The organism is Streptococcus sp. IsoGale021, assembly GCF_031142795.1.
GTDB lineage: Bacteria > Bacillota > Bacilli > Lactobacillales > Streptococcaceae > Streptococcus > Streptococcus hominis.
Window position 1 is genome coordinate 71,949 of record NZ_JAKZJH010000002.1, and the last position, 23,943, is coordinate 95,891.

The window sequence follows — 23,943 nt, forward strand, 5'->3', positions numbered from 1 at the left end:
CTGGTATAATGAAGATGTTAAACTAGTGTAAGAAAGAGGTTTTCATGGCTACTATTCAATGGTTTCCGGGACACATGTCCAAGGCTCGGAGACAAGTACAAGAAAATATCAAATTTGTGGATTTTGTGACAATTTTAGTAGACGCGCGTTTACCATTGTCCAGTCAAAATCCCATGCTGACTAAAATCGTGGGAGAGAAGCCTAAGCTCCTCATTTTGAATAAAGCAGATTTGGCTGACCCGACTTTGACGAAGGAGTGGAGAAATTATTTTGAAAAGCAAGGCGTCAAGACTTTGCCAATCAATTCTAAGGAGCAATCAACTGTAAAAAAAGTCACGGAAGCAGCTCAGTCTTTGATGAAAGAGAAAATCGCTCGGCAAAAAGAGCGCGGAATCCAAATTGAAACATTGCGAACCATGATTATCGGGATTCCTAATGCGGGAAAATCCACACTGATGAATCGTTTAGCCGGAAAAAAAATTGCTGTGACTGGAAATAAACCAGGTGTTACCAAAGGGCAGCAGTGGCTCAAGTCGAATAAGGACTTGGAAATTTTAGATACTCCAGGGATTCTCTGGCCTAAGTTTGAAGATGAAAAAGTTGCTTTGAAACTCGCTTTAACAGGAGCGATTAAAGACGATTTGCTTCCAATGGATGAGGTTACTATTTTTGGAATCAATTATTTCAAAGAACATTATCCAAAGGAGCTTCAAGAACGGTTCAAGCAAATGAACTTGGAAGAAGAAGCACCTGAAATCATTATGGATATGACACAAAAATTAGGATTTCGAGATGACTATGACCGCTTTTATCGTCTTTTCATAAAAGATATTCGCGATGGCAAGTTAGGACGTTATACTTTGGATACTTTAGGTGAGATACATGGCGACAATTAAAGAGATTCAAGAAATCTTATCTGAAATAACAGACATAGAGAGTCCTGTTTTTGAGCAATTTCGAGATGATAGTCGGGCTGGTGTCCACAAGCTCATTATGAAGCGTAAAAAACAAATCCAAGCTGAATTGGACGAAGACTGTCGTTTGGAGCAAATGCTACGATATGAAAAGGAGCTTTATGCTACTGGTTTCCAATATATCGCTGGGATTGATGAGGTTGGTCGTGGTCCCTTAGCAGGTCCTGTTGTGGCAGCAGCAGTTATTTTACCTAAAAACTGTAAAATCAAAGGTCTCAACGATAGCAAGAAAATTCCCAAGAAAAAGCATGAAGAAATCTATCAAGAAGTGCTAAAACAAGCCGTTGCAGTTGGTATTGGTGTCAAGGATAATCAAGTGATTGATAAGGTGAATATCTATGAAGCGACGAAATTAGCCATGTTAGAAGCTGTGGGAAATCTTGAAATCTCTCCGCAACATCTCTTGATTGATGCCATGCAGTTAGATGTTCAAGTTTCGCAAACGTCTATCATCAAAGGAGATGCTAATTCACTGTCTATTGCGGCCGCTTCGATCGTAGCCAAGGTGACGAGAGATCGCATGATGACTGATTATGAGCTAACTTATCCAGGCTATGACTTTGCACACAATGTTGGTTATGGAACCCAGCATCATTTAGATGGATTGAAACGAAAAGGAATCACTCCTATTCATCGCAAAACTTTTGAACCAATTAAATCCATGCTTGAAGAAGTCGAGGACAAGGGATGATTATTTCTAAAGTTTTAAATAATAATGTGGTCATTTCTGAAGAAAATCACCAAGAAGTAGTGTTGATGGGATGCGGACTGGCTTTTGGATGTAAAGCAGGAGAGGATGTTCGGGATAATCTGATTGAGAAAAAGTATGTCTTGTCAGAAAACAAGCGTGAATTATTGTTAGAATTACCTGCTGACATCATAGAAATGGCTGATAAAATTATCACTTACGCACATGCAAAAATAAATAAAAAATTGCAAGATGGTGCCTTTTTAGCGATGGCTGATCACCTGTATGGTGTGGTTTTACGTGTCCAAGATCATTTCTTTATGAAAAATTTCCTCATGTGGGATATTAAGTGATTTTTCCCTGACGAATTTGAAGTTGGCAAGTATGCCAATCAATTGTTGGGTGACTATTTAGGACAAGATTTACCTTTGGATGAAACAAGCTTTATGGCTTTGACCATTTGTCAATGCTGAATTAGATAATGGCAATGTAGCCGCTCAAGATTTGACACAGCTAATGGAAGAAATCATGACAATCGTCAAATACAGCTTAGAGATCTCATTAGATGACGAGGATATTTATGTTCAGCGCTTTATTACGCATCTGAAATTTTTTTGCGAATGTGTTTTAACGGACACCGGACATCAGGAGTTAGACGACAACGATATGTTTGATTTACTGAAAATTAAGTATCCGTCAGCTTATGAAACGACAACAAAGATTACCCAATATCTTAAGCAAACGCGCAATTATCAGACGTCTGATGACGAACAAATGTATCTAACCATTCACTTATCAAGAATGAAAAGGAAAGTCAATGAAAACTGAATATGAAAAAATGATTGCGGGAGAATTATACAATCCGCAAGATTCCGAATTACGAAAATTGGTAACACGTTCTCGTCAATTTCAATACGCATTTAATGCAGAACAGGATGGTAAAAAAAGAAGTAAACTCGTAAAAGAATGGTTCGGTTCAACTGGTGAGAACATTTCGATGAAACCAAACTTTGTCTGCGATTATGGTATCAACATTCACTTAGGAGAAAATTTTTATTCTAATTGGAACATGACCATGCTTGATGTTTGTCCGATTACTATTGGAAAAAATGCATTGTTTGGGCCAAATTGTCAACTTCTGACCCCTCTCCACCCTTTAGATGCACAAGAACGCATATCAGGTATAGAATACGGTGCACCAATTACCATTGGCGATAATTTCTGGGCAGGTGGTGGTGTAACGATTTTACCAGGAGTAACATTAGGTAACAATGTTGTCGTTGGTGCGGGATCAGTTGTTACTAAATCTTATGGTGATAATGTTGTTTTAGCAGGAAACCCAGCTCGGATTATTAAAGAATTAGATAAAATGTAAAAAACGAGAATTTCTCGTTTTTTCATTTCTTTTACGAATAGTATCTTTGAAAGATATTAATGAAAGTAAAAGGAATGATAAAATGGATAATTTTGATATTTATAAACTAAAAACAGCTGGTTTGACCAACCAACAGGTCATCAATGTTCTTTCGTATGCTGAGATACAAGAAAAAGAATTATCAGTAAAAGATATGGCAGTTGTGTCGGAATGCCGTAATCCAGCTCTTTTCATTGAAAAATATCTGCAGCTAGATGATGATTTATTATGTCAAGAATTTGAAAAATTTCCGTCTTTTTCTATCTTGGATGATGTGTATCCTTGGGATTTGAGTGAAATTTACAATCCACCCGTTCTCCTTTTCTACAAAGGAAACTTGGATTTGTTAAAATTACCGAAAGTAGCTGTTGTGGGAAGTCGCAATAGTAGCCGTACAGGCAGTCAATCTGTTCAAAAAATTGTTAAAGAGCTAAACAATGAGCTAGTTATCGTAAGCGGCTTAGCGCGCGGAATTGATACATCAGCTCACATGGCAGCGTTGCAAAATGGCGGTCGAACGATTGCCGTTATTGGAACCGGTTTAGATGTTTTTTATCCAAGAGCAAATAAAAAACTTCAATCTTATTTGGGAGAACATCACCTTGTGCTTAGTGAATATGGTCCTGAAGCAGAACCATTGAAATTTCATTTTCCAGAGCGGAATCGCATTATTGCAGGTTTGTGTAGGGCCGTTATTGTCGCTGAAGCCAAAATGCGCTCAGGAAGTCTAATTACTTGTGAGCGCGCAATGGAAGAAGGGCGAGATGTGTTTGCTATTCCAGGGTCAATTTTAGACGGCAGAAGTGATGGCTGTCATCATTTGATTCAAGAGGGTGCAAAGTGCGTCACATCAGGCGCTGACGTACTTTCTGAATTCCAATTTTAAAACAAGTTCTCCTATAAGAGAATGTTACTAGTTGACATCTTAAAAAAAATAGTTTAAACTCTATGAGGTTTATTACTTTTAGAAGGTGTTTACATTGGTAACAAAAACAAAGAAAAAAATAGCAATGAAAAAAAATCTGGTGATTGTAGAGTCGCCAGCTAAAGCAAAAACAATTGAAAAATATTTAGGGCGGAACTACAAAGTTTTAGCCAGCGTTGGACATATTCGCGATTTGAAAAAGTCTAACATGTCCATCAATTTTGAAAACAACTATGAGCCAGAATATATCAATATTCGCGGAAAAGGGCCTCTTATCAATGATTTGAAAAAAGAAGCTAAAAAAGCGAAACAAGTCTATCTTGCAAGTGACCCGGACCGTGAAGGAGAAGCCATTTCTTGGCATTTGGCACATATTCTAAATTTGGACGAGACAGATAAAAACCGTGTTGTTTTCAACGAAATCACGAAAGATGCAGTTAAAAATGCTTTTAAAGAACCGCGCCAGATTGACATGGATTTGGTAGATGCTCAACAAGCGCGTCGTGTCCTTGACCGTATTGTGGGGTACTCTATCTCTCCAATTCTCTGGAAAAAAGTCAAAAAGGGATTGTCAGCTGGACGTGTGCAATCTGTTGCCTTGAAGCTCATCATTGACCGTGAAAATGAAATCAATGCTTTTAAGCCAGAAGAGTATTGGACGATTGACGGAACTTTCAAAAAAGGACCTCGTCAATTTCAAGCAAGCTTTTACGGCATGAATGGCAAGAAAATGAAGCTTGCTACCAACGATGATGTAAAAAACGTTCTTTCTCATATCGAAGGTGATGAATTTACTGTCGAAAGCGTTGAGAAAAAGGAACGCAAGCGCAATGCTCCGCTACCTTATACCACATCATCTATGCAGCAGGACGCTGCCAATAAAATTAATTTCCGAACTCGTAAGACGATGATGGTTGCTCAGCAGCTCTACGAAGGAATTAACATCGGATCTGGTGTGCAAGGTTTGATTACCTATATGCGTACAGACTCCACTCGTATTAGTCCGGTAGCTCAAAACGAAGCTGCAACCTTCATTACAGATCGTTTTGGTGAGAAATATTCTAAACACGGCAGTAGAGTCCGAAATGCTTCTGGTGCACAAGACGCCCATGAAGCGATTCGTCCGTCAAGTGTGTTTAACACACCTGAAAATATCGCGAAATATCTAGATAAAGATCAATTAAAGCTATACACGCTGATTTGGAATCGTTTTGTAGCTAGTCAAATGACTGCAGCAGTATTTGACACTATGAGTGTGAAATTGGAGCAAAACGGTGTTCAATTTGCTGCAAATGGTAGTCAAGTTAAATTTGACGGTTATCTAGCTATTTACAACGATTCTGATAAGAATAAAATGTTGCCTGATATGGAAAAGGGTGACATAGTGAAACGGGTCAATACCAATCCTGAACAGCATTTCACACAACCACCTGCTCGTTATTCTGAAGCGACCTTGATTAAGACATTGGAAGAAAATGGTGTCGGTCGTCCGTCAACTTATGCACCAACAATTGAAACTATTCAAAAACGCTACTATGTCAAATTAGTTTCTAAGCGCTTTGAGCCAACTGAACTGGGAGAAATCGTGAACTCTCTGATTGTTGAATTTTTCCCAGATATTGTCAATGTGAAATTTACCGCTGATATGGAAGCTAAGCTAGATGATGTAGAAGTAGGAAAAGAGCAATGGCAAAAGGTCATTGATGAATTTTATAAGCCGTTTGAAAAAGAAGTTGCAAAAGCAGAAACTGAAATGGAAAAAATTCAAATCAAAGATGAACCTGCTGGATTTGACTGTGAAGTCTGTGGAAGTCCTATGGTTATCAAATTGGGTCGCTATGGTAAATTCTATGCATGTAGCAATTTTCCTGACTGTCGTCATACTCAAGCGATTGTCAAAGAAATCGGTGTAGAGTGTCCTAAGTGTCACAAAGGGCAAATCATTGAGCGTAAAACCAAACGCAATCGCCTTTTCTATGGCTGCAATCGCTACCCAGATTGTGACTTTACTTCTTGGGATAAACCAGTCGGTCGCTCTTGTCCGAAATGTGGTCAGTATCTTGTAGAAAAGAAGGTTCGCGGTGGCGGCAAACAAGTTGTCTGCAGTAATGGCGACTATGAAGAAGAAAAAGTAAAATAAATTAAAGGTGTTTGCATAATTTATTTTATGTAAACTTTCTTTACATATAGCAAAGGGAACTGTATGAAAGAGAAATTTGATGAATTTTTAAAAATTACAAGAGAGTTGAATAAAATCGAAATCACTCCTCTTCTTATGGGCTCATTAGGACTTGAACAGGTAACTGGTCGAGATTGGCAAGCGCGAGATATTGATATTCATGTGCCGGGAGACCCAAGAGGTTGGGGGGCTCCTGATGAGGAGCGAATTTATGATTTTGAAAAGATTGAAATGATTATGAACCGATTGGGTTTTCACTTAGTAGATCTGCACGAGCATGAATTTCAAAAGGACGATTTATCAGTCGAATTCGGTGGGATGAATACTTTGGAAGACTTTGCTGGGATTCCTTTAGATGAATTAGAGAAACATCAAACGGCAGGAGCAATTTATTTTTTGCCAAATGCGGAGCAGTATCTCAAGATTTATCAGGCTTCTTCGCAAGATTCTTATCGAAATGAACAAAATAATGATAAAGATTTTGCTAAAATTGCCTATTTAGAAAACTTTTTAAATCAATAGATAGAAGAAGTGTTCTTTGATTAAGAACTGTCAGTTGATAAAACTGTTTTTATCTAGTGACTAGCATAATCATTGTAGAAAGTCTCGCTCGTCAGTAGGGGCTTTTTCTGTTATAATGGTAAAGAATAATTAGAAAGATTTGTGGGAGTTTACTCCCGAAGAGGTATTGGTCTATTGTTTCAATCTTATATTAATGTTATTGGAGCTGGTCTTGCAGGTAGCGAGGCAGCTTATCAAATTGCTAAACGTGGTATTCCTGTTAAGCTGTATGAAATGCGAGGAGTAAAATCTACTCCGCAACATAAGACTAGTGATTTTGCAGAGCTAGTCTGCTCGAATTCTCTACGGGGGGATTCGCTAACGAATGCAGTTGGTTTGTTAAAAGAAGAAATGCGCCGTTTGGATTCCATCATTATGCGAGCAGCAGAAGCTACGCGTGTTCCTGCTGGAGGAGCATTAGCAGTTGACCGTGACGGCTTTTCACAAATGGTGACTGATGAGGTGACAAACCACCCTTTAATCGAAGTTATTCGTGAGGAAATCACCAAAATTCCTGATGATACGATTACTGTTATTGCGACGGGACCTTTGACAAGTGATACACTCGCTGAAAAGATTCACGAGCTAAATGGTGGAGCTGGATTTTACTTTTATGATGCAGCAGCACCGATTGTAGATGTCAATACAATTGACATGGAGAAAGTTTACCTCAAATCTCGCTATGACAAGGGAGAGGCTGCTTATCTCAATGCTCCTATGACTAAGAGTGAGTTTATGGCTTTTCATGACGCTTTGGTAAATGCCGAGGAAGCACCGTTAAATAGCTTTGAAAAAGAAAAATACTTTGAAGGCTGTATGCCGATTGAGGTGATGGCAAAAAGAGGAATAAAAACCATGCTCTACGGTCCTATGAAGCCAGTTGGTTTGGAATACCCAGATGACTATAAAGGACCTCGTGACGGTGAATTTAAGACACCCTATGCAGTCGTTCAGCTTCGTCAAGACAATGCAGCTGGAAGCCTTTATAATATTGTTGGTTTCCAAACACACCTAAAATGGGGTGAACAGAAGCGCGTTTTTCGGATGATTCCGGGATTGGAAAATGCAGAATTTGTCCGCTATGGAGTTATGCACCGCAATTCTTACATGGATTCACCAAATCTCCTGACACAGACGTTCCAGTCTAAAAAACAAGAGAATATCTTTTTTGCAGGTCAGATAACCGGTGTAGAAGGGTATGTAGAATCTGCCGCGTCCGGGCTGGTAGCCGGTATCAATGCAGCTAGACTTTTCAATGGAGAAGAAGCCCTGGTCTTTCCAGAAGCAACTGCTATTGGAAGCTTACCTCATTATATCACGCGTGCTGATAGCAAGCATTTCCAGCCAATGAATGTCAATTTTGGAATTATCAAGGAGTTGGACGGTCCACGCATTCGAGACAAAAAAGAACGCTATGAAAAAATAGCAGAACGAGCGCTACAAGCTATCGAAAATTATCAAAATCTCTAGTTTTCTTTTGGAAAGGATAGAAATAATGATAATTTGTTATAAAAGTATTAAAAAAGTTAGGAAATTCCTAACTTTTTTAATACTTTTATGATATAATAGATAAAAATTTTGAAAATAGAAAGTTTTCTGATAATGAATCAATCCTATTTTTACCTTGAAGTAAGAGAACATGCATTAGAAGTGCCTTATAGCAAACAAAAGCGCCGTGTTCGAGTGCTACTCCCTAGAAATTATGAGCAAGATACTCAGAAATACTATCCTGTAGTTTATTTTCATGACGGTCAAAATGTCCTTTATAGCAAAGAGTCTTTTAGTGGTCATTCTTGGAAAATCATTCCAACGATTAAGAGAAATCCCGACATTGAAAAAATGATTGTGGTGGCGATTGACAATGACGGTTTTAATCGAATGAATGAGTATTCTGCATGGAAATATCAAGAATCAACTATTCCAGGTATGCAATTTGGCGGCAAGGGGACAGAGTATGCGGAGTTTGTCATGGAAGTTGTTAAACCCTTTGTTGACGAGCATTATCGTACCAAATCAGACCGAGCGCACACGGCTATGGTTGGTTCTTCTTTAGGCGGAAACATTACGCAGTTTATGGGAATTGAATACCAAGAGCAAATTGGCTGCTTGGGTGTTTTCTCATCTGCAAACTGGCTGCATCAGGAAGCGTTCAATCGTTATATAGAACGCCATAACTTATTAGCAGATCAGCGGATTTATATTTATGTCGGAACGGAAGAAGCCGATGATACGGATAAAACCTTGATGGCTGGTAATATCAAGCAAGCTTATATTGATTCGTCAGTAACCTACTTCCGTCAGTTAATAGCGGGCGGTTTGGATTTGGAAAATCTGTTGTTTCATATCCAAGCTGGGGCAGAACACAATGAAATGGCTTGGGCTGAGCATTTACCTGATTGCCTTCGCTTCTTTAGCGAAAAATGGTAAATAAATTAATTAAGAATATGAGGAGAGAATTTATATGCATGTTGAGTTTTTAAGTCATTGGAGCGGTCATTTAAACCGTGAAATGTATGTGAATCGTTATGGGCACGCTGGAATACCTGTAGTCGTTTTTGCTTCGTCTGGTGGCAGTCACAATGAATATGCAGATTTTGGTATGATTGAGGCTTGTTCATGGTTTATCGAAACAGGAAAAATTCAATTCTTCACTTTGAGTAGTGTAGATAGTGAAAGCTGGCTGGCTGATTGGAAAGCTCCTCACGACCGCGCGGAAATGCACCGAGCTTATGAGCGCTATGTCATTGAGGAAGCCATTCCTTTTATCAAGCATAAAACAGGTTGGTTTGATCCAATGATGACGACAGGTTGTTCTATGGGAGCCTATCACGCTGTTAATTTCTTTCTCCAGCACCCCGATGTCTTTAACAAGGTCATCGCCCTCAGCGGAGTTTACGATGCCCGCTTCTTTGTCGGTGATTGTTTAGATGATGAAGCAATTTATCAAAATTCACCAGCAGATTACATTTGGAATCAAAACGATGGTTGGTTTATTGACCGCTATCGCAATGCTGATATCATTGTCTGTACAGGACTTGGTGCATGGGAACAGGACGGACTACCTTCTTTCTACACCTTAAAAGAAGCCTTTGAACATAAGAACATTCCAGCATGGTTTGCTGAATGGGGATATGATGTTTCGCATGACTGGATTTGGTGGCGCAAGCAAATGCCTTATTTTCTCAATCAATTAAACCTATGATTAGAAAGGAAACACTATTATGAACTATATCGTTATTTCACCTTATTATCCGCAAAATTTTCAACAATTTACTGTTGAACTTGCAAATAAAGGAATTACTGTTTTGGGCATCGGGCAAGAACCTTATGATCAACTAGATCAACCGTTGAAAAATGCTTTAACAGAATATTTTCGTGTGGAAAATTTAGAAAATCTTGATGAAGTGAAACGTGCTGTAGCCTTCCTTTTTTACAAGCACGGACCAATTGACCGCATTGAGTCACACAATGAATATTGGTTGGACCAAGACGCAAAATTGCGTGAACAATTTAATGTTGTAGGACCAAAGCCAAAAGACTTGAAAAAGACAAAATTTAAGTCTGAAATGAAGAAACTCTTTAAAAAGGCTGGAGTTCCTGTCGTTCCTGGTCAAATTGTAAAAACCTTGCAGGCAGTTGACATGGCTGTCAGTAAAATTGGACTTCCGATGATTGCGAAGCCAGACAATGGAGTTGGCGCAGCAGGAACTTATAAACTTGAAACTACTGAAGATGTTGAACAATTTAAACAAGAGTGGGATAAGCAAACCGTTTATTTCTTTGAAAAATTCGTTGACTCTGGACAAATTTGTACGTTTGACGGATTACTGGATTCAAAGGGAAATATTGTGTTTTCAACAACTTTCGACTATGCTTATACTCCTTTAGACTTAGTTCTGAATCATTATGAAAACTCATATTATATTATAAAAGACATGGATCCCAAGTTACGTCAATATGGGGAAGCTATTATTAAAGCGTTTGGCATGAAAGAACGTTTCTTCCATATTGAATTATTCCGTGACGGAGATGATTATATTGCCATAGAATACAATAATCGTCCAGCAGGTGCTTTTACGATTGATTTGTATAACTTTGCTCACTCCATTGACCTTTATCGTGGATATGCAGATATTGTGAATGGGGACCTCTTCCCACAACCTCAAGTCGAAGCACAATATGGCTTGGTTACTTCACGCCGTTCAACATCAAATTATGTGTATTCAGAAGAAGAATTGCGTGCAAAGTACGGCGATAAATTAAAAGCAGTCAAAATCATGCCAAAGGCATTTGCAGACTTACAAGGAGATGTTCATTATATTTTGACAACATCAAGTCGTTCGGAAATCGATCAAATGATAGAGGATTTTGGGAAAAAGTAGAAATACCCATTTGTGAAATTTTTATTTAGTCAATTCAAATCAGCTTGCCAGCAAGGTTAGCTGATTTTTCTTTGTGAAATTGTTCAAGCATAAATTTTGACAGTATTTTTTAGTTTGGATAGAATGAAATTATAGAATTACACTCATAGAAAGGCTTGACTATGTCAACTTTAGATAAAAATCTTTTACTAGAGATGCTTCGTAAGATGGAAGAGATCCGTCGGATGGACTTAAAAATTGCTCAACTCGTAAAAAAGGGGAAAGTGCCAGGCATGACTCACTTTTCTGTCGGAGAAGAAGCAGCTAGCGTTGGAGCTATGCTGGCCCTCAATCCTGATGATTTGATTACTTCTAATCACCGTGGTCATGGTCAGGCGATTGCCAAAGGAATTGACCTGAACGGCATGATGGCAGAAATCATGGGCAAATACAACGGCACCTGCAAAGGAAAAGGTGGCTCCATGCACATTGCTGATTTGGATGCTGGAAACTTAGGAGCAAATGGTATCGTTGGCGGAGGCATGGGGATTGCGGTAGGTGCTGCCCTTACTCAGCAAATGCATCATACAGGAAAGATTGTTGTCTGTTTCTTTGGTGACGGAGCAACGAACGAAGGTGTTTTTCATGAAGCGGTTAATATGGCTTCTATTTGGAAGTTACCAGTGATTTTTTATTGTATCAATAATGGCTATGGTATTTCTGCGGATATTAAGAAAATGACCAATATAGAGCACATTCACGAGCGGAGTGCCGCTTATGGTATTCCTGGCATGTTTATCCCAGACGGGAATAACGTCATTGAGGTCTATGAGGGCTTTCAAAAAGCTATTAAATATGTTCGAAGTGGTAAAGGACCTGTTTTGATTGAAAGTGTTACTTATCGCTGGTTGGGGCATTCTTCATCTGACCCTGGTAAATATCGAACACGTGAAGAAGTTGAGGAGTGGAAGAAAAAAGACCCAATTGAAAATCTTCGTAAATATTTACTCGCAAATCAGATTGCAAGCAATGAAGAGTTAGAAGCTATCCAAGCAGAGGTTAAAGAAGCAGTGGAAGCATCTGTAAAATTTGCAGAGGAAAGTCCATTTCCACCGCTTGAATCAGCTTTTGAAGATATTTACGCGGACTAAGAGAGGAGATTGAACAATAATGGAAACAAAAACAATGTCCTTCCGTGACACCATTATCCTTGCCATGTCTGAGGAAATGCGTCTTGATGAAAATGTGTTGTTAATGGGAGAAGATGTCGGTATTTTCGGAGGAGATTTCGGAACATCCGTCGGAATGTTAGAAGAATTCGGTCCAGAACGAGTACGTGATTGTCCAATTTCTGAAGCAGCTATTTCAGGAGCTGCAGCAGGAGCGGCCATGACTGGGCTACGCCCAATTGTAGATATGACTTTTATGGATTTTTCTGTCATTGCCATGGATGCAATTGTCAACCAAGCCGCTAAGACTCGTTATATGTTTGGTGGCAAAGGTCAAGTTCCGATGACAATTCGCTGCGCAGCTGGAAATGGTGTCGGATCAGCTGCTCAACACTCACAATCTTTGGAATCTTGGTTCACACACATTCCGGGTTTAAAGGTTGTTGCACCTGGAACTCCTGCAGATATGAAAGGCTTGTTGAAATCCTCAATCCGCGACAACAATCCTGTTATTATTCTTGAGTACAAGTCAGAATTCAACCAAAAAGGCGAAGTTCCGCTTGATCCTGATTATACAATCCCTCTCGGTGTTGGTGACATCAAAAAAGAGGGGACGGATGTGACAGTTGTGACCTATGGAAAAATGCTCCGCAGGGTTATGCAAGCAGCTGAAGAATTGACAGAAGAAGGCATTTCGGTAGAAGTGGTGGATCCACGTACTTTGGTGCCTCTGGACAAGGATATCATTATCAACTCAGTCAAAAAAACAGGAAAAGTCGTTCTAGTCAATGATGCCCATAAAACTAGTGGTTATATCGGTGAAATTTCCGCTATTATTTCTGAATCAGAAGCATTTGACTATTTGGATGCACCAATTCGCCGTTGTGCTGGCGAAGATGTTCCTATGCCCTATGCTCAGAATCTTGAAAATGCTATGATTCCGACAGTTGAAAGTATCAAAGAGGTTATCCGTAAGACTTACAATAAAGAATAAAACTGAAATTGATATTGGCTACAACGTTTTTACATAACTAAAATTATGTAAAAACAAAAACAGTCCAAGATTAAAGAACAATCAATAAAAAAAGAAATAGGAGAAGCTATGACTGATGATAAGTTAAGAGCGACCCCTGCTGCTAGAAAATTAGCAGATGATTTGGGTATCAATCTCTATGACGTATCTGGTACTGGCGCAAAGGGACGCATTCACAAAGAAGATATTGAAAGTTATCGAGAATTCAATATTGTGAAAATTACGCCCCTTGCAAAACGTATTGCAGAAGAAAATAACATCGCTTGGCAGGAAATCCAAGGGACAGGCGTGCACGGCAAGATTATGAAAAAGGATATTCTGGCTTTGCTGCCTGAAAATGTTGACTCAGACAGTATCAAGTCTCCGGCTCAAATTGAGAAAGCGGAAGAAATACCTGACAACACCACTCCTTATGGAGAAATTAAGCGCCTTCCAATGACGCCAATGCGGAAGGTCATTGCTAAACGAATGGTGGATTCTTATCTGACAGCACCAACTTTCACTCTCAATTATGATGTAGATATGACAGAGTTGCTGGCGCTGCGCAAGAGGGTTTTAGAGACAATTATGGAAGCGACAGGAAAGAAAATGACGGTTACGGATTTACTTTCTATGGCAGTTGTTAAAATCTTAATGAAGCACCCTTATCTCAATTCGTCTCTGACAGAAGACGGGCAGACTGTTATTATGCACAATTATGTCAATCTGGCTATGGCTGTTGGGATGGACAATGGGCTTATGACACCAGTGGTTTACAATGCTGAAAAAATGAGTCTGTCTGAGTTAGTCGTTGCCTTTAAGGATGTGATTGAACGGACTTTAAATGGAAAATTAGCACCAAGCGAATTGCAAAACTCAACTTTTACGATTAGTAATCTAGGAATGTTTGGTGTTCAATCGTTTGGCCCAATTATCAATCAACCCAATTCAGCGATTTTGGGTGTTAGTTCAACCGTTGAAAAACCAGTCGTAGTGAACGGAGAGATTGTTATTCGACCAATCATGAGTCTTGGATTAACTATTGACCACCGAGTCGTGGACGGTATGGCAGGTGCTAAATTCATGAAAGACCTGAAAGCACTGATTGAAGACCCGATTTCAATGTTGGTATAAGAGAAAGTTTAAATGAGAGGAAAATAAAAATATGGCCTTAGAAGTAATTATGCCAAAAGCCGGCGTCGATATGACAGAAGGACAGATTGTTCAATGGAATAAAAAAGTTGGCGAATTTGTAAAAGAAGGAGAAATCCTTCTGGAAATCATGACAGATAAAGTCAGTATGGAATTAGAAGCAGAAGAAGACGGCTATCTGATTGCTATCTTAAAAGGGGACGGTGAGACTGTTCCTGTAACGGAAGTTATCGGTTATCTGGGCGAAGAAGGAGAAAATATTCCGACTGCTGTGGCTGCTTCAGATGCTAGTTCAACACCAACTGCAGCCCCAGCTTCTAACGACGATAATAAGAGTGATGACGCTTATGATATTGTGGTTATTGGTGGCGGACCAGCTGGCTATGTAGCAGCGATTAAAGCAGCTCAATTAGGAGGCAAGATTGCTCTTGTTGAAAAATCTGAACTAGGTGGAACTTGCCTCAATCGTGGCTGTATTCCAACCAAGACCTATCTTCACAATGCAGAAATTATTGAAAGCCTGGACCATGCAGCAAACCGCGGTATTATCATTGAAAATCCAAACTTTACCGTCAATATGGATAAAGTTCTGGAAACCAAAAACAAGGTTGTCAATACACTTGTCGGAGGCGTTGCAGGTCTGCTTCGCAGCTACGGTGTTGATGTTCACAAAGGAATTGGTATCATTACCAAAGATAAGAATATCTTGGTGAATGGTGCTGAACTTCTTGAGACCAAGAAGATTATCTTAGCTGGTGGATCCAAAGTCAGCAAGATTAACGTTCCAGGTATGGAATCACCACTTGTTATGACTAGCGATGATATCCTGGATATGAAGGAAGTTCCAGAAAGTTTAGTAATCATTGGTGGTGGCGTTGTTGGTATTGAGCTAGGACAGGCTTTCATGACCTTTGGCTCCAAAGTAACGGTCATTGAGATGATGAATCGGATTGTTCCAGCTATGGATGCAGAAGTCTCTAAAAACCTTCGGCTCATTCTTGAGCGCAAGGGCATGACCATTTTGACAGAGACCAAGCTGGAAGAAATTGTCGAAAAAAATGGCAAACTCTGCATCAAAGTTGCAGGAAAGGAAGATATCATAGCTGATAAAGCTTTGCTTTCTATCGGACGCGTGCCTGATTTGGAAGGCATTGGCGAGGTTGACTTTGAACTAGACTGCGGTCGTATCAAGGTCAATGAATATATGGAAACTTCTGTTTCAGGAATTTACGCGCCCGGAGACATTAACGGTACCAAGATGTTGGCGCATGCAGCTTTTCGTATGGGAGAAGTAGCTGCAGAGAATGCTCTCAAAGGCAATCATGTAGTTGCTAAATTAAATCTAACTCCAGCAGCCATCTACACTTTACCAGAAGTTGCGGCAGTCGGTCTGACAGAAGAACAAGCTCGCGAAAAATACGATGTAGCTATCGGCAAATTCAACTTCGCAGCAAACGGACGAGCTATTGCATCGGATGCTGCTCAAGGCTTTGTCAAGGTCATTGCAGATCAGAAGTACGGAGAAGTATTAGGTGTTCACATTATTGGTCCTGCAGCAGCTGAGTTAATCAACGAAGCTTCTACCATTATGGAAATGGAAATCACGGTGGAAGAAATGCTCAAAACCATTCACGGTCACCCGACATTCTCTGAAGTTATGTATGAAGCATTTGCAGACGTACTCGGCATGGCTATTCATGCTCCAAAGAAAAGATAAGAGGCACTATTGAGATGAAATACATTATTAACAACAGTAATGATACAGCTTTTAATATCGCTCTTGAGGAGTATGCCTTCAAGCATCTTCTTGACGAAGATATGATTTTCTTGCTTTGGATCAATAAACCCTCTATCATTGTTGGACGTCATCAGAATACTATTGAAGAAATCAATCGTGACTATGTCCGAGAGCATGGCATTGAGGTTGTTCGTCGTATCAGTGGAGGTGGAGCCGTCTATCACGACTATAACAATCTCAACTACACCATCATTTCCAAAGAATCTGAGAACAAAGCCTTTGATTTTAAGAGCTTCTCTATTCCGGTCATCAAGACCTTGGAAGCATTAGGTGTAAAAGCCGAATTTACAGGGCGCAACGATTTGGAAATTGACAGTAAAAAGTTCTGTGGGAATGCACAAGCCTACATCAATGGTCGAATCATGCACCATGGCTGCCTGCTTTTTGACGTAGAATTATCCGTCTTAGCGAATGCCTTAAAAGTTTCCAAAGATAAGTTTGAGTCCAAAGGAGTCAAATCTGTTCGAGCTCGTGTAACCAATATCGTTGATGAATTGCCTGAAAAGATTACCGTCGAGCAATTTCGTGATCTCCTGCTAGACTATATGAAGAAAGAATATCCAGAAATGACAGAATATGTCTTCTCCGATGATGAACTAGATGAAATCAACCATATCAAGGAAACTAAATTTGCTACTTGGGATTGGAATTATGGCAAATCGCCAGAGTACAATGTTCATCGTGGTACCAAGTTTACTAGTGGTAAGGTCGAAATCTTTGCCAATGTTGTTGAGTCGAAGATTGAAAATATTAAAATTTACGGCGACTTCTTTGGTATCGAGGACGTAGTAGCAGTAGAAAAAGCTTTGAAAGGCGTCAAGTATGAGCGCGAGGACGTTTTAAAAGCTCTTGAAAACCTGGATATTGCTCGCTATTTCGCTGGAATTAGCCAAGAAGAAATTGCAGAAGCGATTGTGGGATAAAAAAACAACTGACTCTCTTACATTATTAATTAGAGTCAGTTGTTTTTGGTTTATTTTCAAGGAGAATATTTTACATAAGTTTAAATATGTAAAAATCATAAGTTATCCAATGCATTTTTTTGTTCGTCATTAACAATATGGGTGTAGAGGTCTGTAACTTGAGTACTGGCATGTCCTAGCTGATGACTGACCAAAACTTGAGATTTAGTAGCATCATAAAGTCGAGTAGCCAGTGTATGGCGGAGTTTGTGAGGTGTCACTCGAACTTTGAAATCTTCAGAATACTTAGCAACCATCTTTTCTACGCTAGAAGCATCGATCCGATTTGGAACACCTCTATATTCTGTCAAAAAGAGGGCAGTGTCTGAATTTTCAGCTTTATAGCGTTTGGAGCGAACCTCCAGATACCTTTCTAAATAAGCTTTGGCAAAGGCTGCAACATTGACAGAATCTCTTTTTCCGCCCTTACGAGTAACTTCGATGACCATCATTTTGAGGTTCAGATCTTTCAAATCAAGATTTACTGCCTCGGATAGACGAACACCAGACGCAAGAAGCAGTGCTATGATGGCTAAATCTCTCTCTTTATTTTTGTCAAAAGAGGAGAGAGCACGATTTGATAACTTTTTAGGATATTCTTCATCTATATAATTCAAAAATTGCTCAGTTTCTTCACCTAAAAATAGTTTTTGTTTGATGTTTTCAGCGCGCGCAGCTAAAGTCTCTCTCTTTTTCTTAGTAGACACTTTTTTCATGACATTACGATAGAAATAAGGTTCCCCATTCTCGTTTTCCACCTCTTCAGTCAAATATTTATAAAGGCTAGAGAGAGCAGAAAGGGTGCGATTAATGGTGGTTTGCGATACTCCGTTTTGCGTAGTATTAGCATTAAGCAATGGACGCTCCCGTAAGTAAAGAATAAACGCTTCCATATCTTTTTTAGCCATATTTTCCAATACTGACAGAGGAATTTCTGCAATCTGTGACACATCAGCCATTCCAGAGTCTAAAATCCAATGAAAAAAACGATCATATTCTTTGAGGTATTCATATAAGGTTGTAAAACTGTATGGAACAGTCAATTTAGATTGATAGTATTCCAAAACGTACCAAGGCATGATGGCCTTTAGTTTTTCAATTCTTTCTAATAGTATTTCGCGTTTCACTAAGATATTCTCCATTATTTTCTATAATAGAAGTATAGCACACTCCTATATTTTTTTCAAGAAAATTACAGTTTTTCGGAAAGATGTTAGAGAAAGTTTTATACAATATCTCCTATTCAATGATTGCAATTATACAAAAAAACAAGCCGTTCCTTTAAATTAAGCGACTTGTTTTTTTGCGTTTGTTTATTTCCGTTTTTTCTTAGCCTTTTTCATTTTATTTGCCATGCGTTTCATGGCTTGTTTGGTTGCAAATTCACCAATTTTTCCTTTAAGTCCGCCACCAAACATCTGGCTCATATCAGGATTCCCAGCTCCTCCTAAAGCGGACATGTCCATATTTTGAAGGGCTGACATATCCATACCGTTCATATTTGGCATATTTTTCGGTAAATTGTTAGGATTGAGGCCCATTTGCTTCATCATTTTATTCATATCACCAGACATGACACCTTGCATGACTTGTTTCGCTTGGTTAAAGTCTTTGATAAATTTGTTGACTTCGACAAAGCTATTACCAGAACCTGCAGCAATCCGACGGCGACGACTTGGATTAAGGAGGTCGGGATTTTCCCGTTCGGTAGGTGTCATAGATGAAACAATGGCACGTTTGCGGGCGATTTCGTTTTCATCTACCTTAAAATTCTTCATAGCAGGATTGTTAGCCATGCCAGGAATCATCTTTAACAAATCTTCCATTGGTCCCATATTTTGTACTTGATCCAGCTGGTCAATGAAATCGTTGAAATCAAAGGTGTTTTCTCGCATTTTTTCAGCCATCTCAAGCGATTTTTGCTCATCATACTCCTGAGAAGCTTTTTCAATCAAGGTCAACATATCTCCCATGCCCAAAATACGGCTAGACATCCGATCTGGGTGGAAAGTTTCAATATCGGTAATCTTTTCACCAGTACCAGTGAACTTGATTGGTTTACCAGTAATTTGACGGACAGATAAAGCTGCACCGCCACGTGTATCGCCATCAATCTTAGTCAGAATAACCCCAGTCACTTCCAACTGAGCGTTGAATTCGCGAGCTACATTGGCGGCTTCTTGACCAATCATAGCATCTACGACCAAGAGGATTTCATTTGGTTGAGCCAGCGCTTTGATATCGCGCAGCTCATTCATGAGTTTTTCGTCAATTTGTAAACGACCTGCCGTATCAATCAAGACATAGTCGTTGTGATTAGCTTTGGCTTGCTCCAGACCTTGACGAACAATCTCTACTGCTGGTACTTCTGTGCCCAGTGAAAAGACTGGTACATCGATTTGCTGACCGAGAGTTGTAAGCTGGTCAATGGCCGCCGGACGATAAATATCAGCAGCTATCATCAAAGGACGAGCGCCTTCTTCCTTCTTGAGTTTATTAGCCAACTTTCCGGCAAACGTAGTCTTACCAGCACCTTGAAGACCGACCATCATGATAATAGTCGGGATTTTTGGAGATTTGATAATTTCTGCCGTATCAGAGCCTAATACAGCGGTCAATTCTTCATCAACAATCTTGATGATTTGTTGAGCAGGATTTAGTGTATCAATGACTTCGTGTCCGACAGCGCGCTCACGAACTTTCTTGATAAAGTCTTTAACAACTGGCAAAGCTACATCGGCTTCCAAGAGTGCCAAACGAATCTCTTTGGTCGCTTCTTGAACATCACTCTCTGAAATTTTGCCCTTGCGACGCAGATTTTTAAAAACGTTCTGTAAACGTTCAGTTAAACTTTCAAATGCCATAAATTTTATTTCTCCTAGTTAATTTCTATGTATTGGTTATTGATTTTTGGTATTTTTGAGTCGACAATTCACTATTCTCGATTGTCAATACTGGATAAAATCGAAATTTGCTCTTGTAAATAGGTGTCATCTGCATACTTTTCCATTATTTGATCAAAAATCTGACTTCTGACGATATAATCTGAATACATGTGCAGTTTCATTTCGTAGTCTTCGAGAATCTTTTCTGTTCGTTTGATATTGTCATAAACAGCCTGACGACTAACTTGAAATTCTTCAGCAATCTCAGCTAGACTATAATCATCCGCATAGTAAAGCTCGATATAATTCATTTGTTTATCTGTTAAAAGCGCTGCATAAAACTCAAAAAGAGCATTCATTCGATTGGTTTTTTCAATTTCCATAAGAAATATTATATCAAAAAATACAGATAAACTCTACTAGCGAAGAGTTTTACTCACTAAAAAACACTCTTAAATTAGCAAGGGTGTTTACGTATATAAAATTATGTAAAACAAATCAATTATTTTCCAAATAAAATTCAAACCGTTCTCCCACATATTGACTTTTAACATATTCAAAAGCGGTACCGTTATCAAAATAAGAAATCTGTGTCAAACCAAGAATGGCATGTCCTCTAGGGATTTCTAGATAATGTGCAATCTTTTCTTTTGCAAGACGAGCATAAATGGTCTGTTGAGATTTTCCGATTTTATAGCCGTGCTCTTGCAAGGTTTGGAAAAAATGCTTCGTAATTTCTTCTTTATTAAAGTTTTTGATGAATTTCTCTGGAATGGAAGCGACTTCATAAACTACGGGAATATTATCTGCATACCGTACCCGCTCCATTCGGACAACATTTTCCGTCTTTTCAATTCCTAATTTTTCGACCTCTTCTTTATTTGGCAGTGTTCGACGGTAAGAAATCAGTTGGCTTGAAGGTGTCTTGCCTTGGGATTTGATGATTTCTGTAAAGCTGGTTGTGCCACGCATCTTTTCTTGAACTCGCGTACTGGCTACAAATGTACCACTTCCCATACGACGTTCCAGCACTCCTTCTTCTACTAAAAGAGTGATTGCCTGACGAAGTGTCATGCGACTAACTTCAAATTGTTCAGCTAAATCGCGCTCGCTTGGCAGACGTTGCCCGATTTTCCAAATTTCCTCGTCAATTTCTTTTTTTATTTGATCGTGAATTTTAATATAGGCTGGAAGCATAGTAACCCCTTTCAAGAATGGTTTCCTCTCTTCATTGTATTATCAATTGAAATAAAAGTCAATCGCTACTTAATGTTATTGGAAAAAGTCTCTATTTTGTGTTAGAATAAACAAAGAAGTTTCATTTGAGAAAGGAAAGAAATGGCAACTACAACTGAATTGCAAGATATTGAAAGAATCATTGTATTGGATTATGGCAGCCAATATAATCAGCTCATCTCACGCCGTATTCGGGAGATTGGTGTTTTTTCTGAGCTAAAAAGCAATAAAATCACAGCCGCTGAAGTTCGCGAGATAAATCCGATCGGAATTATCCTGTCTGGTGGACCAAATTCTGTCTATGAAGAAGGCTCATTTGATCTTGACCCTGAAATTTTAGAATTGGGTATTCCAATTCTAGGAATTTGTTATGGAATGCAGCTTTTGACTCACAAATTAGGTGGGAAAGTTGTACCTGCTGGAAATGCCGGAAACCGTGAGTATGGGCAATCAGAGCTTATTCATACTGATTCACATCTTTTTGCAAGCACTCCTGAAAAACAAATCGTTCTTATGAGTCACGGAGATGCTGTTACCGAAATTCCTCAAGGATTCGTACGAACTGGAACTTCTGCTGACTGTCCATTTGCAGCTATTGAAAATCTAGCTAAGAAAATCTATGGTATCCAATTCCACCCTGAAGTACGTCATTCTGTTTATGGGTATGACATTCTACGCAATTTTGCTTTGAATATTTGTGGCGCCAAAGGCGACTGGTCAATGGATAACTTTATTGAAATGCAAATCAAGCGAATTCGAGAAACGGTTGGCGATAAACGTGTTCTTCTTGGGCTCTCAGGCGGCGTTGATTCATCAGTTGTTGGCGTTCTCCTTCAAAAAGCTATCGGAGACCAGCTTATCTGTATCTTTGTAGATCATGGATTGCTCCGTAAGGGCGAAGCAGATCAAGTCATGGATTCTCTTGGCGGGAAATTCGGTCTTAATATCATCAAAGCAGACGCTGCTAAACGTTTCCTTGATAAATTAGCTGGTGTTTCTGATCCAGAGCAAAAGCGTAAAATCATCGGCAATGAATTTGTCTATGTCTTTGATGATGAAGCCAGCAAACTGAAAGATGTAAAATTCCTCGCACAAGGAACACTTTATACTGATGTGATTGAGTCTGGTACTGATACTGCCCAAACAATCAAATCGCACCATAACGTCGGTGGACTTCCCGAAGACATGCAGTTCAAACTGATTGAACCACTCAATACACTTTATAAAGACGAAGTTCGTGCACTTGGTACAGAACTTGGTATGCCGGATGAAATCGTTTGGCGTCAGCCATTCCCAGGTCCAGGGCTTGCTATTCGCATTATGGGTGAAATTACAGAAGAAAAACTCACAACTGTACGTGAATCCGACGTCATTCTCCGTGAAGAAATCGTGAAAGCTGGACTCGATCGTGATATCTGGCAATACTTCACTGTAAATACTGGTGTTCGTTCAGTAGGTGTTATGGGTGATGGTCGAACTTATGATTATACCATTGCTATTCGTGCTATTACTTCTATTGATGGAATGACAGCAGATTTTGCTAAAGTCCCTTGGGAAGTACTACAAAAAATCTCTGTTCGTATCGTCAATGAAGTAGACCATGTCAACCGCATTGTCTACGATATCACCAGCAAACCACCAGCAACGGTCGAGTGGGAGTAAAAACAAAAAAGTCAAACCTCAAGAAATAAGAAGTTTGGCTTTTAAATTTATCAGCTTATTTTCCCCACAAAAATTGAATTAGTATTTTATCTACTTCCGGATTTTCATGTAATTGGCTATGTTGTGCTAATTTACCTATGATTTTCTTTTCTTGATAAGATTTTGCATTATCGGCAACCAAGTATTTCAAGCTGCGAGATGAAGCATTTAAAACGGAACCATCTGAGCCATTTTTGTAATCACCGTAGATATTCAAAACGTCAATTTGATTTTGTGGAAAAACTTCACGTAATGGCAATAATCTTTGGAAAGTTTGTGTGACTTGATTTGGTTTCCCTGTCGTTTTATCTACTTTTACATCAGCTGGTAAGCCCATAGCTTCTAAACCGGCAGCAAAATTAGCAATATTGACTTGCTTTTGTAATTGTGGTAATTTCTCATCTTGAGCATGTTCTAAAAGATAATACAAAATCGACATATTCCCTAAAGAATGACCTACCATATTCATTTTTGTAAAGCCATACTTTTCCTGTAGCTTGCTGACGACAGCTTTTGCATATCGTCCAACATCAATAGGATTGCGATTGTCTTCGTAATTCACTTCTACGATTGGATTGATAGCGCCTTTGGGAATGTCTCCCCCCAACGTAACTGCACCATTTCTATCAACATTTGCTCGAATAACTGTTTTCGTTACTCCTGCTTTTTTTGCTGCATTCGTCATGTGCCGCTCCGCATTGGCACTACTTCCGTAACCATGAAAGAATAGGGTTGGAGTAGTTGATTGCACATACTTCTGTCTGTCTAATTTCCCTTCAGCATTGACACGGTAAAATAAAAAAGTAGAAATAGCAATCAAAATTGTTAAAATTCCTATAATTAGGGCTATTTTCTTCATCATGTTTAGCATTTCTTTCTACGAGATATATTTTTAAGTATAACATGCAACAATCTAAATGACAATT

General features: G+C 39.2%; 21 protein-coding genes and 1 pseudogene. 17 read left to right on the forward strand and 5 right to left on the reverse strand.

What is annotated here, in order from left to right; all coding sequences use genetic code 11:
* Positions 1–44: 44 nt before the first annotated feature.
* The 16 genes and pseudogenes from ylqF (at position 45) to RG565_RS02075 (ending at position 17,156) form a co-directional block, all read left to right on the forward strand.
* Positions 45–896: a ribosome biogenesis GTPase YlqF gene (ylqF, locus tag RG565_RS02000; protein WP_049534055.1), complete on the forward strand. Its 852-nt coding sequence runs from the start codon at positions 45–47 to the stop codon at positions 894–896.
* The gene (locus RG565_RS02005; protein WP_247936585.1) at positions 883–1,665 is read left to right on the forward strand and encodes a ribonuclease HII; all 783 of its coding nucleotides are present in this window, start codon (positions 883–885) and stop codon (positions 1,663–1,665) included. Before ylqF ends, RG565_RS02005 begins: the two co-directional genes overlap by 14 nt.
* Positions 1,662–2,490: pseudogene (locus RG565_RS02010) on the forward strand (PRD domain-containing protein). The gene RG565_RS02005 and the pseudogene RG565_RS02010 overlap by 4 nt, the downstream one beginning before the upstream one ends.
* Entirely contained in the window at positions 2,480–3,037 is a 558-nt protein-coding gene (locus tag RG565_RS02015) for a sugar O-acetyltransferase (RefSeq protein WP_247936586.1), read from the forward strand. Before RG565_RS02010 ends, RG565_RS02015 begins: the two are co-directional and overlap by 11 nt.
* An 82-nt stretch (positions 3,038–3,119) precedes the next feature.
* Positions 3,120–3,962, forward strand: a complete 843-nt coding sequence (gene dprA / locus RG565_RS02020; RefSeq protein ID WP_247936587.1) for a DNA-processing protein DprA — start codon at positions 3,120–3,122, stop codon at positions 3,960–3,962.
* 85 nt (positions 3,963–4,047) lie between these two features.
* Positions 4,048–6,141, forward strand: coding sequence for a type I DNA topoisomerase (topA, locus tag RG565_RS02025; RefSeq protein WP_247936588.1), 2,094 nt, complete (start codon positions 4,048–4,050; stop codon positions 6,139–6,141).
* A 63-nt stretch (positions 6,142–6,204) separates the two neighbouring features.
* Complete coding sequence (locus RG565_RS02030) at positions 6,205–6,702, forward strand: hypothetical protein (RefSeq protein WP_003042903.1); 498 nt, start codon at positions 6,205–6,207, stop codon at positions 6,700–6,702.
* Between the two features lie 174 nt (positions 6,703–6,876).
* The gene (gene trmFO, locus RG565_RS02035) at positions 6,877–8,211 is read left to right on the forward strand and encodes a methylenetetrahydrofolate--tRNA-(uracil(54)-C(5))-methyltransferase (FADH(2)-oxidizing) TrmFO (RefSeq protein ID WP_247936589.1); all 1,335 of its coding nucleotides are present in this window, start codon (positions 6,877–6,879) and stop codon (positions 8,209–8,211) included.
* Positions 8,212–8,343: 132 nt separating this feature from the next.
* Positions 8,344–9,168: an alpha/beta hydrolase gene (locus RG565_RS02040; protein ID WP_003029685.1), complete on the forward strand. Its 825-nt coding sequence runs from the start codon at positions 8,344–8,346 to the stop codon at positions 9,166–9,168.
* Positions 9,169–9,202: 34 nt separating this feature from the next.
* Positions 9,203–9,943, forward strand: coding sequence for an esterase family protein (locus tag RG565_RS02045; RefSeq protein WP_195673762.1), 741 nt, complete (start codon positions 9,203–9,205; stop codon positions 9,941–9,943).
* A gap of 19 nt (positions 9,944–9,962) precedes the next feature.
* Positions 9,963–11,123, forward strand: coding sequence for an acetyl-CoA carboxylase biotin carboxylase subunit family protein (locus RG565_RS02050; RefSeq protein ID WP_247936591.1), 1,161 nt, complete (start codon positions 9,963–9,965; stop codon positions 11,121–11,123).
* 161 nt (positions 11,124–11,284) lie between these two features.
* The gene (locus RG565_RS02055) at positions 11,285–12,253 is read left to right on the forward strand and encodes a thiamine pyrophosphate-dependent dehydrogenase E1 component subunit alpha (protein WP_247936592.1); all 969 of its coding nucleotides are present in this window, start codon (positions 11,285–11,287) and stop codon (positions 12,251–12,253) included.
* Between the two features lie 19 nt (positions 12,254–12,272).
* Entirely contained in the window at positions 12,273–13,265 is a 993-nt protein-coding gene (locus RG565_RS02060; RefSeq protein WP_247936593.1) for an alpha-ketoacid dehydrogenase subunit beta, read from the forward strand.
* 108 nt (positions 13,266–13,373) lie between these two features.
* The gene (locus RG565_RS02065) at positions 13,374–14,417 is read left to right on the forward strand and encodes a dihydrolipoamide acetyltransferase (protein ID WP_195673759.1); all 1,044 of its coding nucleotides are present in this window, start codon (positions 13,374–13,376) and stop codon (positions 14,415–14,417) included.
* Positions 14,418–14,448: 31 nt separating this feature from the next.
* The gene (gene lpdA / locus RG565_RS02070) at positions 14,449–16,152 is read left to right on the forward strand and encodes a dihydrolipoyl dehydrogenase (RefSeq protein WP_247936594.1); all 1,704 of its coding nucleotides are present in this window, start codon (positions 14,449–14,451) and stop codon (positions 16,150–16,152) included.
* A gap of 14 nt (positions 16,153–16,166) precedes the next feature.
* Positions 16,167–17,156 (forward strand): lipoate--protein ligase, encoded by a 990-nt coding sequence (locus tag RG565_RS02075; RefSeq protein WP_247936595.1) that lies wholly within the window; start codon positions 16,167–16,169, stop codon positions 17,154–17,156.
* 95 nt (positions 17,157–17,251) lie between these two features.
* Here RG565_RS02075 and xerS read toward each other — a convergent pair whose 3' ends face one another.
* The 4 genes from xerS to RG565_RS02095 form a co-directional block, all read right to left on the reverse strand.
* Positions 17,252–18,322 carry a tyrosine recombinase XerS gene (gene xerS, locus RG565_RS02080; RefSeq protein ID WP_247936596.1) on the reverse strand — a complete coding sequence of 357 codons (1,071 nt, stop codon included), beginning with the start codon at positions 18,320–18,322 and terminating at the stop codon, positions 17,252–17,254.
* Between the two features lie 186 nt (positions 18,323–18,508).
* Complete coding sequence (gene ffh / locus RG565_RS02085; protein ID WP_247936597.1) at positions 18,509–20,059, reverse strand: signal recognition particle protein; 1,551 nt, start codon at positions 20,057–20,059, stop codon at positions 18,509–18,511.
* A gap of 71 nt (positions 20,060–20,130) precedes the next feature.
* Complete coding sequence (locus RG565_RS02090; protein ID WP_003024506.1) at positions 20,131–20,463, reverse strand: putative DNA-binding protein; 333 nt, start codon at positions 20,461–20,463, stop codon at positions 20,131–20,133.
* Between the two features lie 115 nt (positions 20,464–20,578).
* The gene (locus RG565_RS02095; RefSeq protein WP_003043005.1) at positions 20,579–21,277 is read right to left on the reverse strand and encodes a GntR family transcriptional regulator; all 699 of its coding nucleotides are present in this window, start codon (positions 21,275–21,277) and stop codon (positions 20,579–20,581) included.
* Positions 21,278–21,418: 141 nt separating this feature from the next.
* On the opposite strand from RG565_RS02095, the gene guaA reads away from it, so the two are divergent.
* Positions 21,419–22,978 carry a glutamine-hydrolyzing GMP synthase gene (gene guaA, locus RG565_RS02100; protein WP_247936598.1) on the forward strand — a complete coding sequence of 520 codons (1,560 nt, stop codon included), beginning with the start codon at positions 21,419–21,421 and terminating at the stop codon, positions 22,976–22,978.
* 55 nt (positions 22,979–23,033) lie between these two features.
* On the opposite strand, the gene RG565_RS02105 is transcribed toward guaA, so the two are convergent.
* Complete coding sequence (locus tag RG565_RS02105; protein WP_247936599.1) at positions 23,034–23,879, reverse strand: alpha/beta hydrolase; 846 nt, start codon at positions 23,877–23,879, stop codon at positions 23,034–23,036.
* Positions 23,880–23,943 lie beyond the last annotated feature (64 nt).

Coding starts and splice junctions, on each gene's coding strand:
- RG565_RS02045 (WP_195673762.1), top strand. CDS start 9,203: ATGCATGTTGAGTTTTTAAGTCATTGGAGCGGTCATTTAAACCGTGAA.
- guaA (WP_247936598.1), top strand. CDS start 21,419: ATGGCAACTACAACTGAATTGCAAGATATTGAAAGAATCATTGTATTG.
- RG565_RS02055 (WP_247936592.1), top strand. CDS start 11,285: ATGTCAACTTTAGATAAAAATCTTTTACTAGAGATGCTTCGTAAGATG.
- RG565_RS02030 (WP_003042903.1), top strand. CDS start 6,205: ATGAAAGAGAAATTTGATGAATTTTTAAAAATTACAAGAGAGTTGAAT.
- RG565_RS02015 (WP_247936586.1), top strand. CDS start 2,480: ATGAAAACTGAATATGAAAAAATGATTGCGGGAGAATTATACAATCCG.
- RG565_RS02095 (WP_003043005.1), bottom strand. CDS start 21,277: ATGCTTCCAGCCTATATTAAAATTCACGATCAAATAAAAAAAGAAATT.
- RG565_RS02065 (WP_195673759.1), top strand. CDS start 13,374: ATGACTGATGATAAGTTAAGAGCGACCCCTGCTGCTAGAAAATTAGCA.
- RG565_RS02060 (WP_247936593.1), top strand. CDS start 12,273: ATGGAAACAAAAACAATGTCCTTCCGTGACACCATTATCCTTGCCATG.
- lpdA (WP_247936594.1), top strand. CDS start 14,449: ATGGCCTTAGAAGTAATTATGCCAAAAGCCGGCGTCGATATGACAGAA.
- RG565_RS02105 (WP_247936599.1), bottom strand. CDS start 23,879: ATGATGAAGAAAATAGCCCTAATTATAGGAATTTTAACAATTTTGATT.
- RG565_RS02090 (WP_003024506.1), bottom strand. CDS start 20,463: ATGGAAATTGAAAAAACCAATCGAATGAATGCTCTTTTTGAGTTTTAT.
- dprA (WP_247936587.1), top strand. CDS start 3,120: ATGGATAATTTTGATATTTATAAACTAAAAACAGCTGGTTTGACCAAC.
- RG565_RS02050 (WP_247936591.1), top strand. CDS start 9,963: ATGAACTATATCGTTATTTCACCTTATTATCCGCAAAATTTTCAACAA.
- RG565_RS02005 (WP_247936585.1), top strand. CDS start 883: ATGGCGACAATTAAAGAGATTCAAGAAATCTTATCTGAAATAACAGAC.
- RG565_RS02040 (WP_003029685.1), top strand. CDS start 8,344: ATGAATCAATCCTATTTTTACCTTGAAGTAAGAGAACATGCATTAGAA.
- ylqF (WP_049534055.1), top strand. CDS start 45: ATGGCTACTATTCAATGGTTTCCGGGACACATGTCCAAGGCTCGGAGA.
- ffh (WP_247936597.1), bottom strand. CDS start 20,059: ATGGCATTTGAAAGTTTAACTGAACGTTTACAGAACGTTTTTAAAAAT.
- RG565_RS02075 (WP_247936595.1), top strand. CDS start 16,167: ATGAAATACATTATTAACAACAGTAATGATACAGCTTTTAATATCGCT.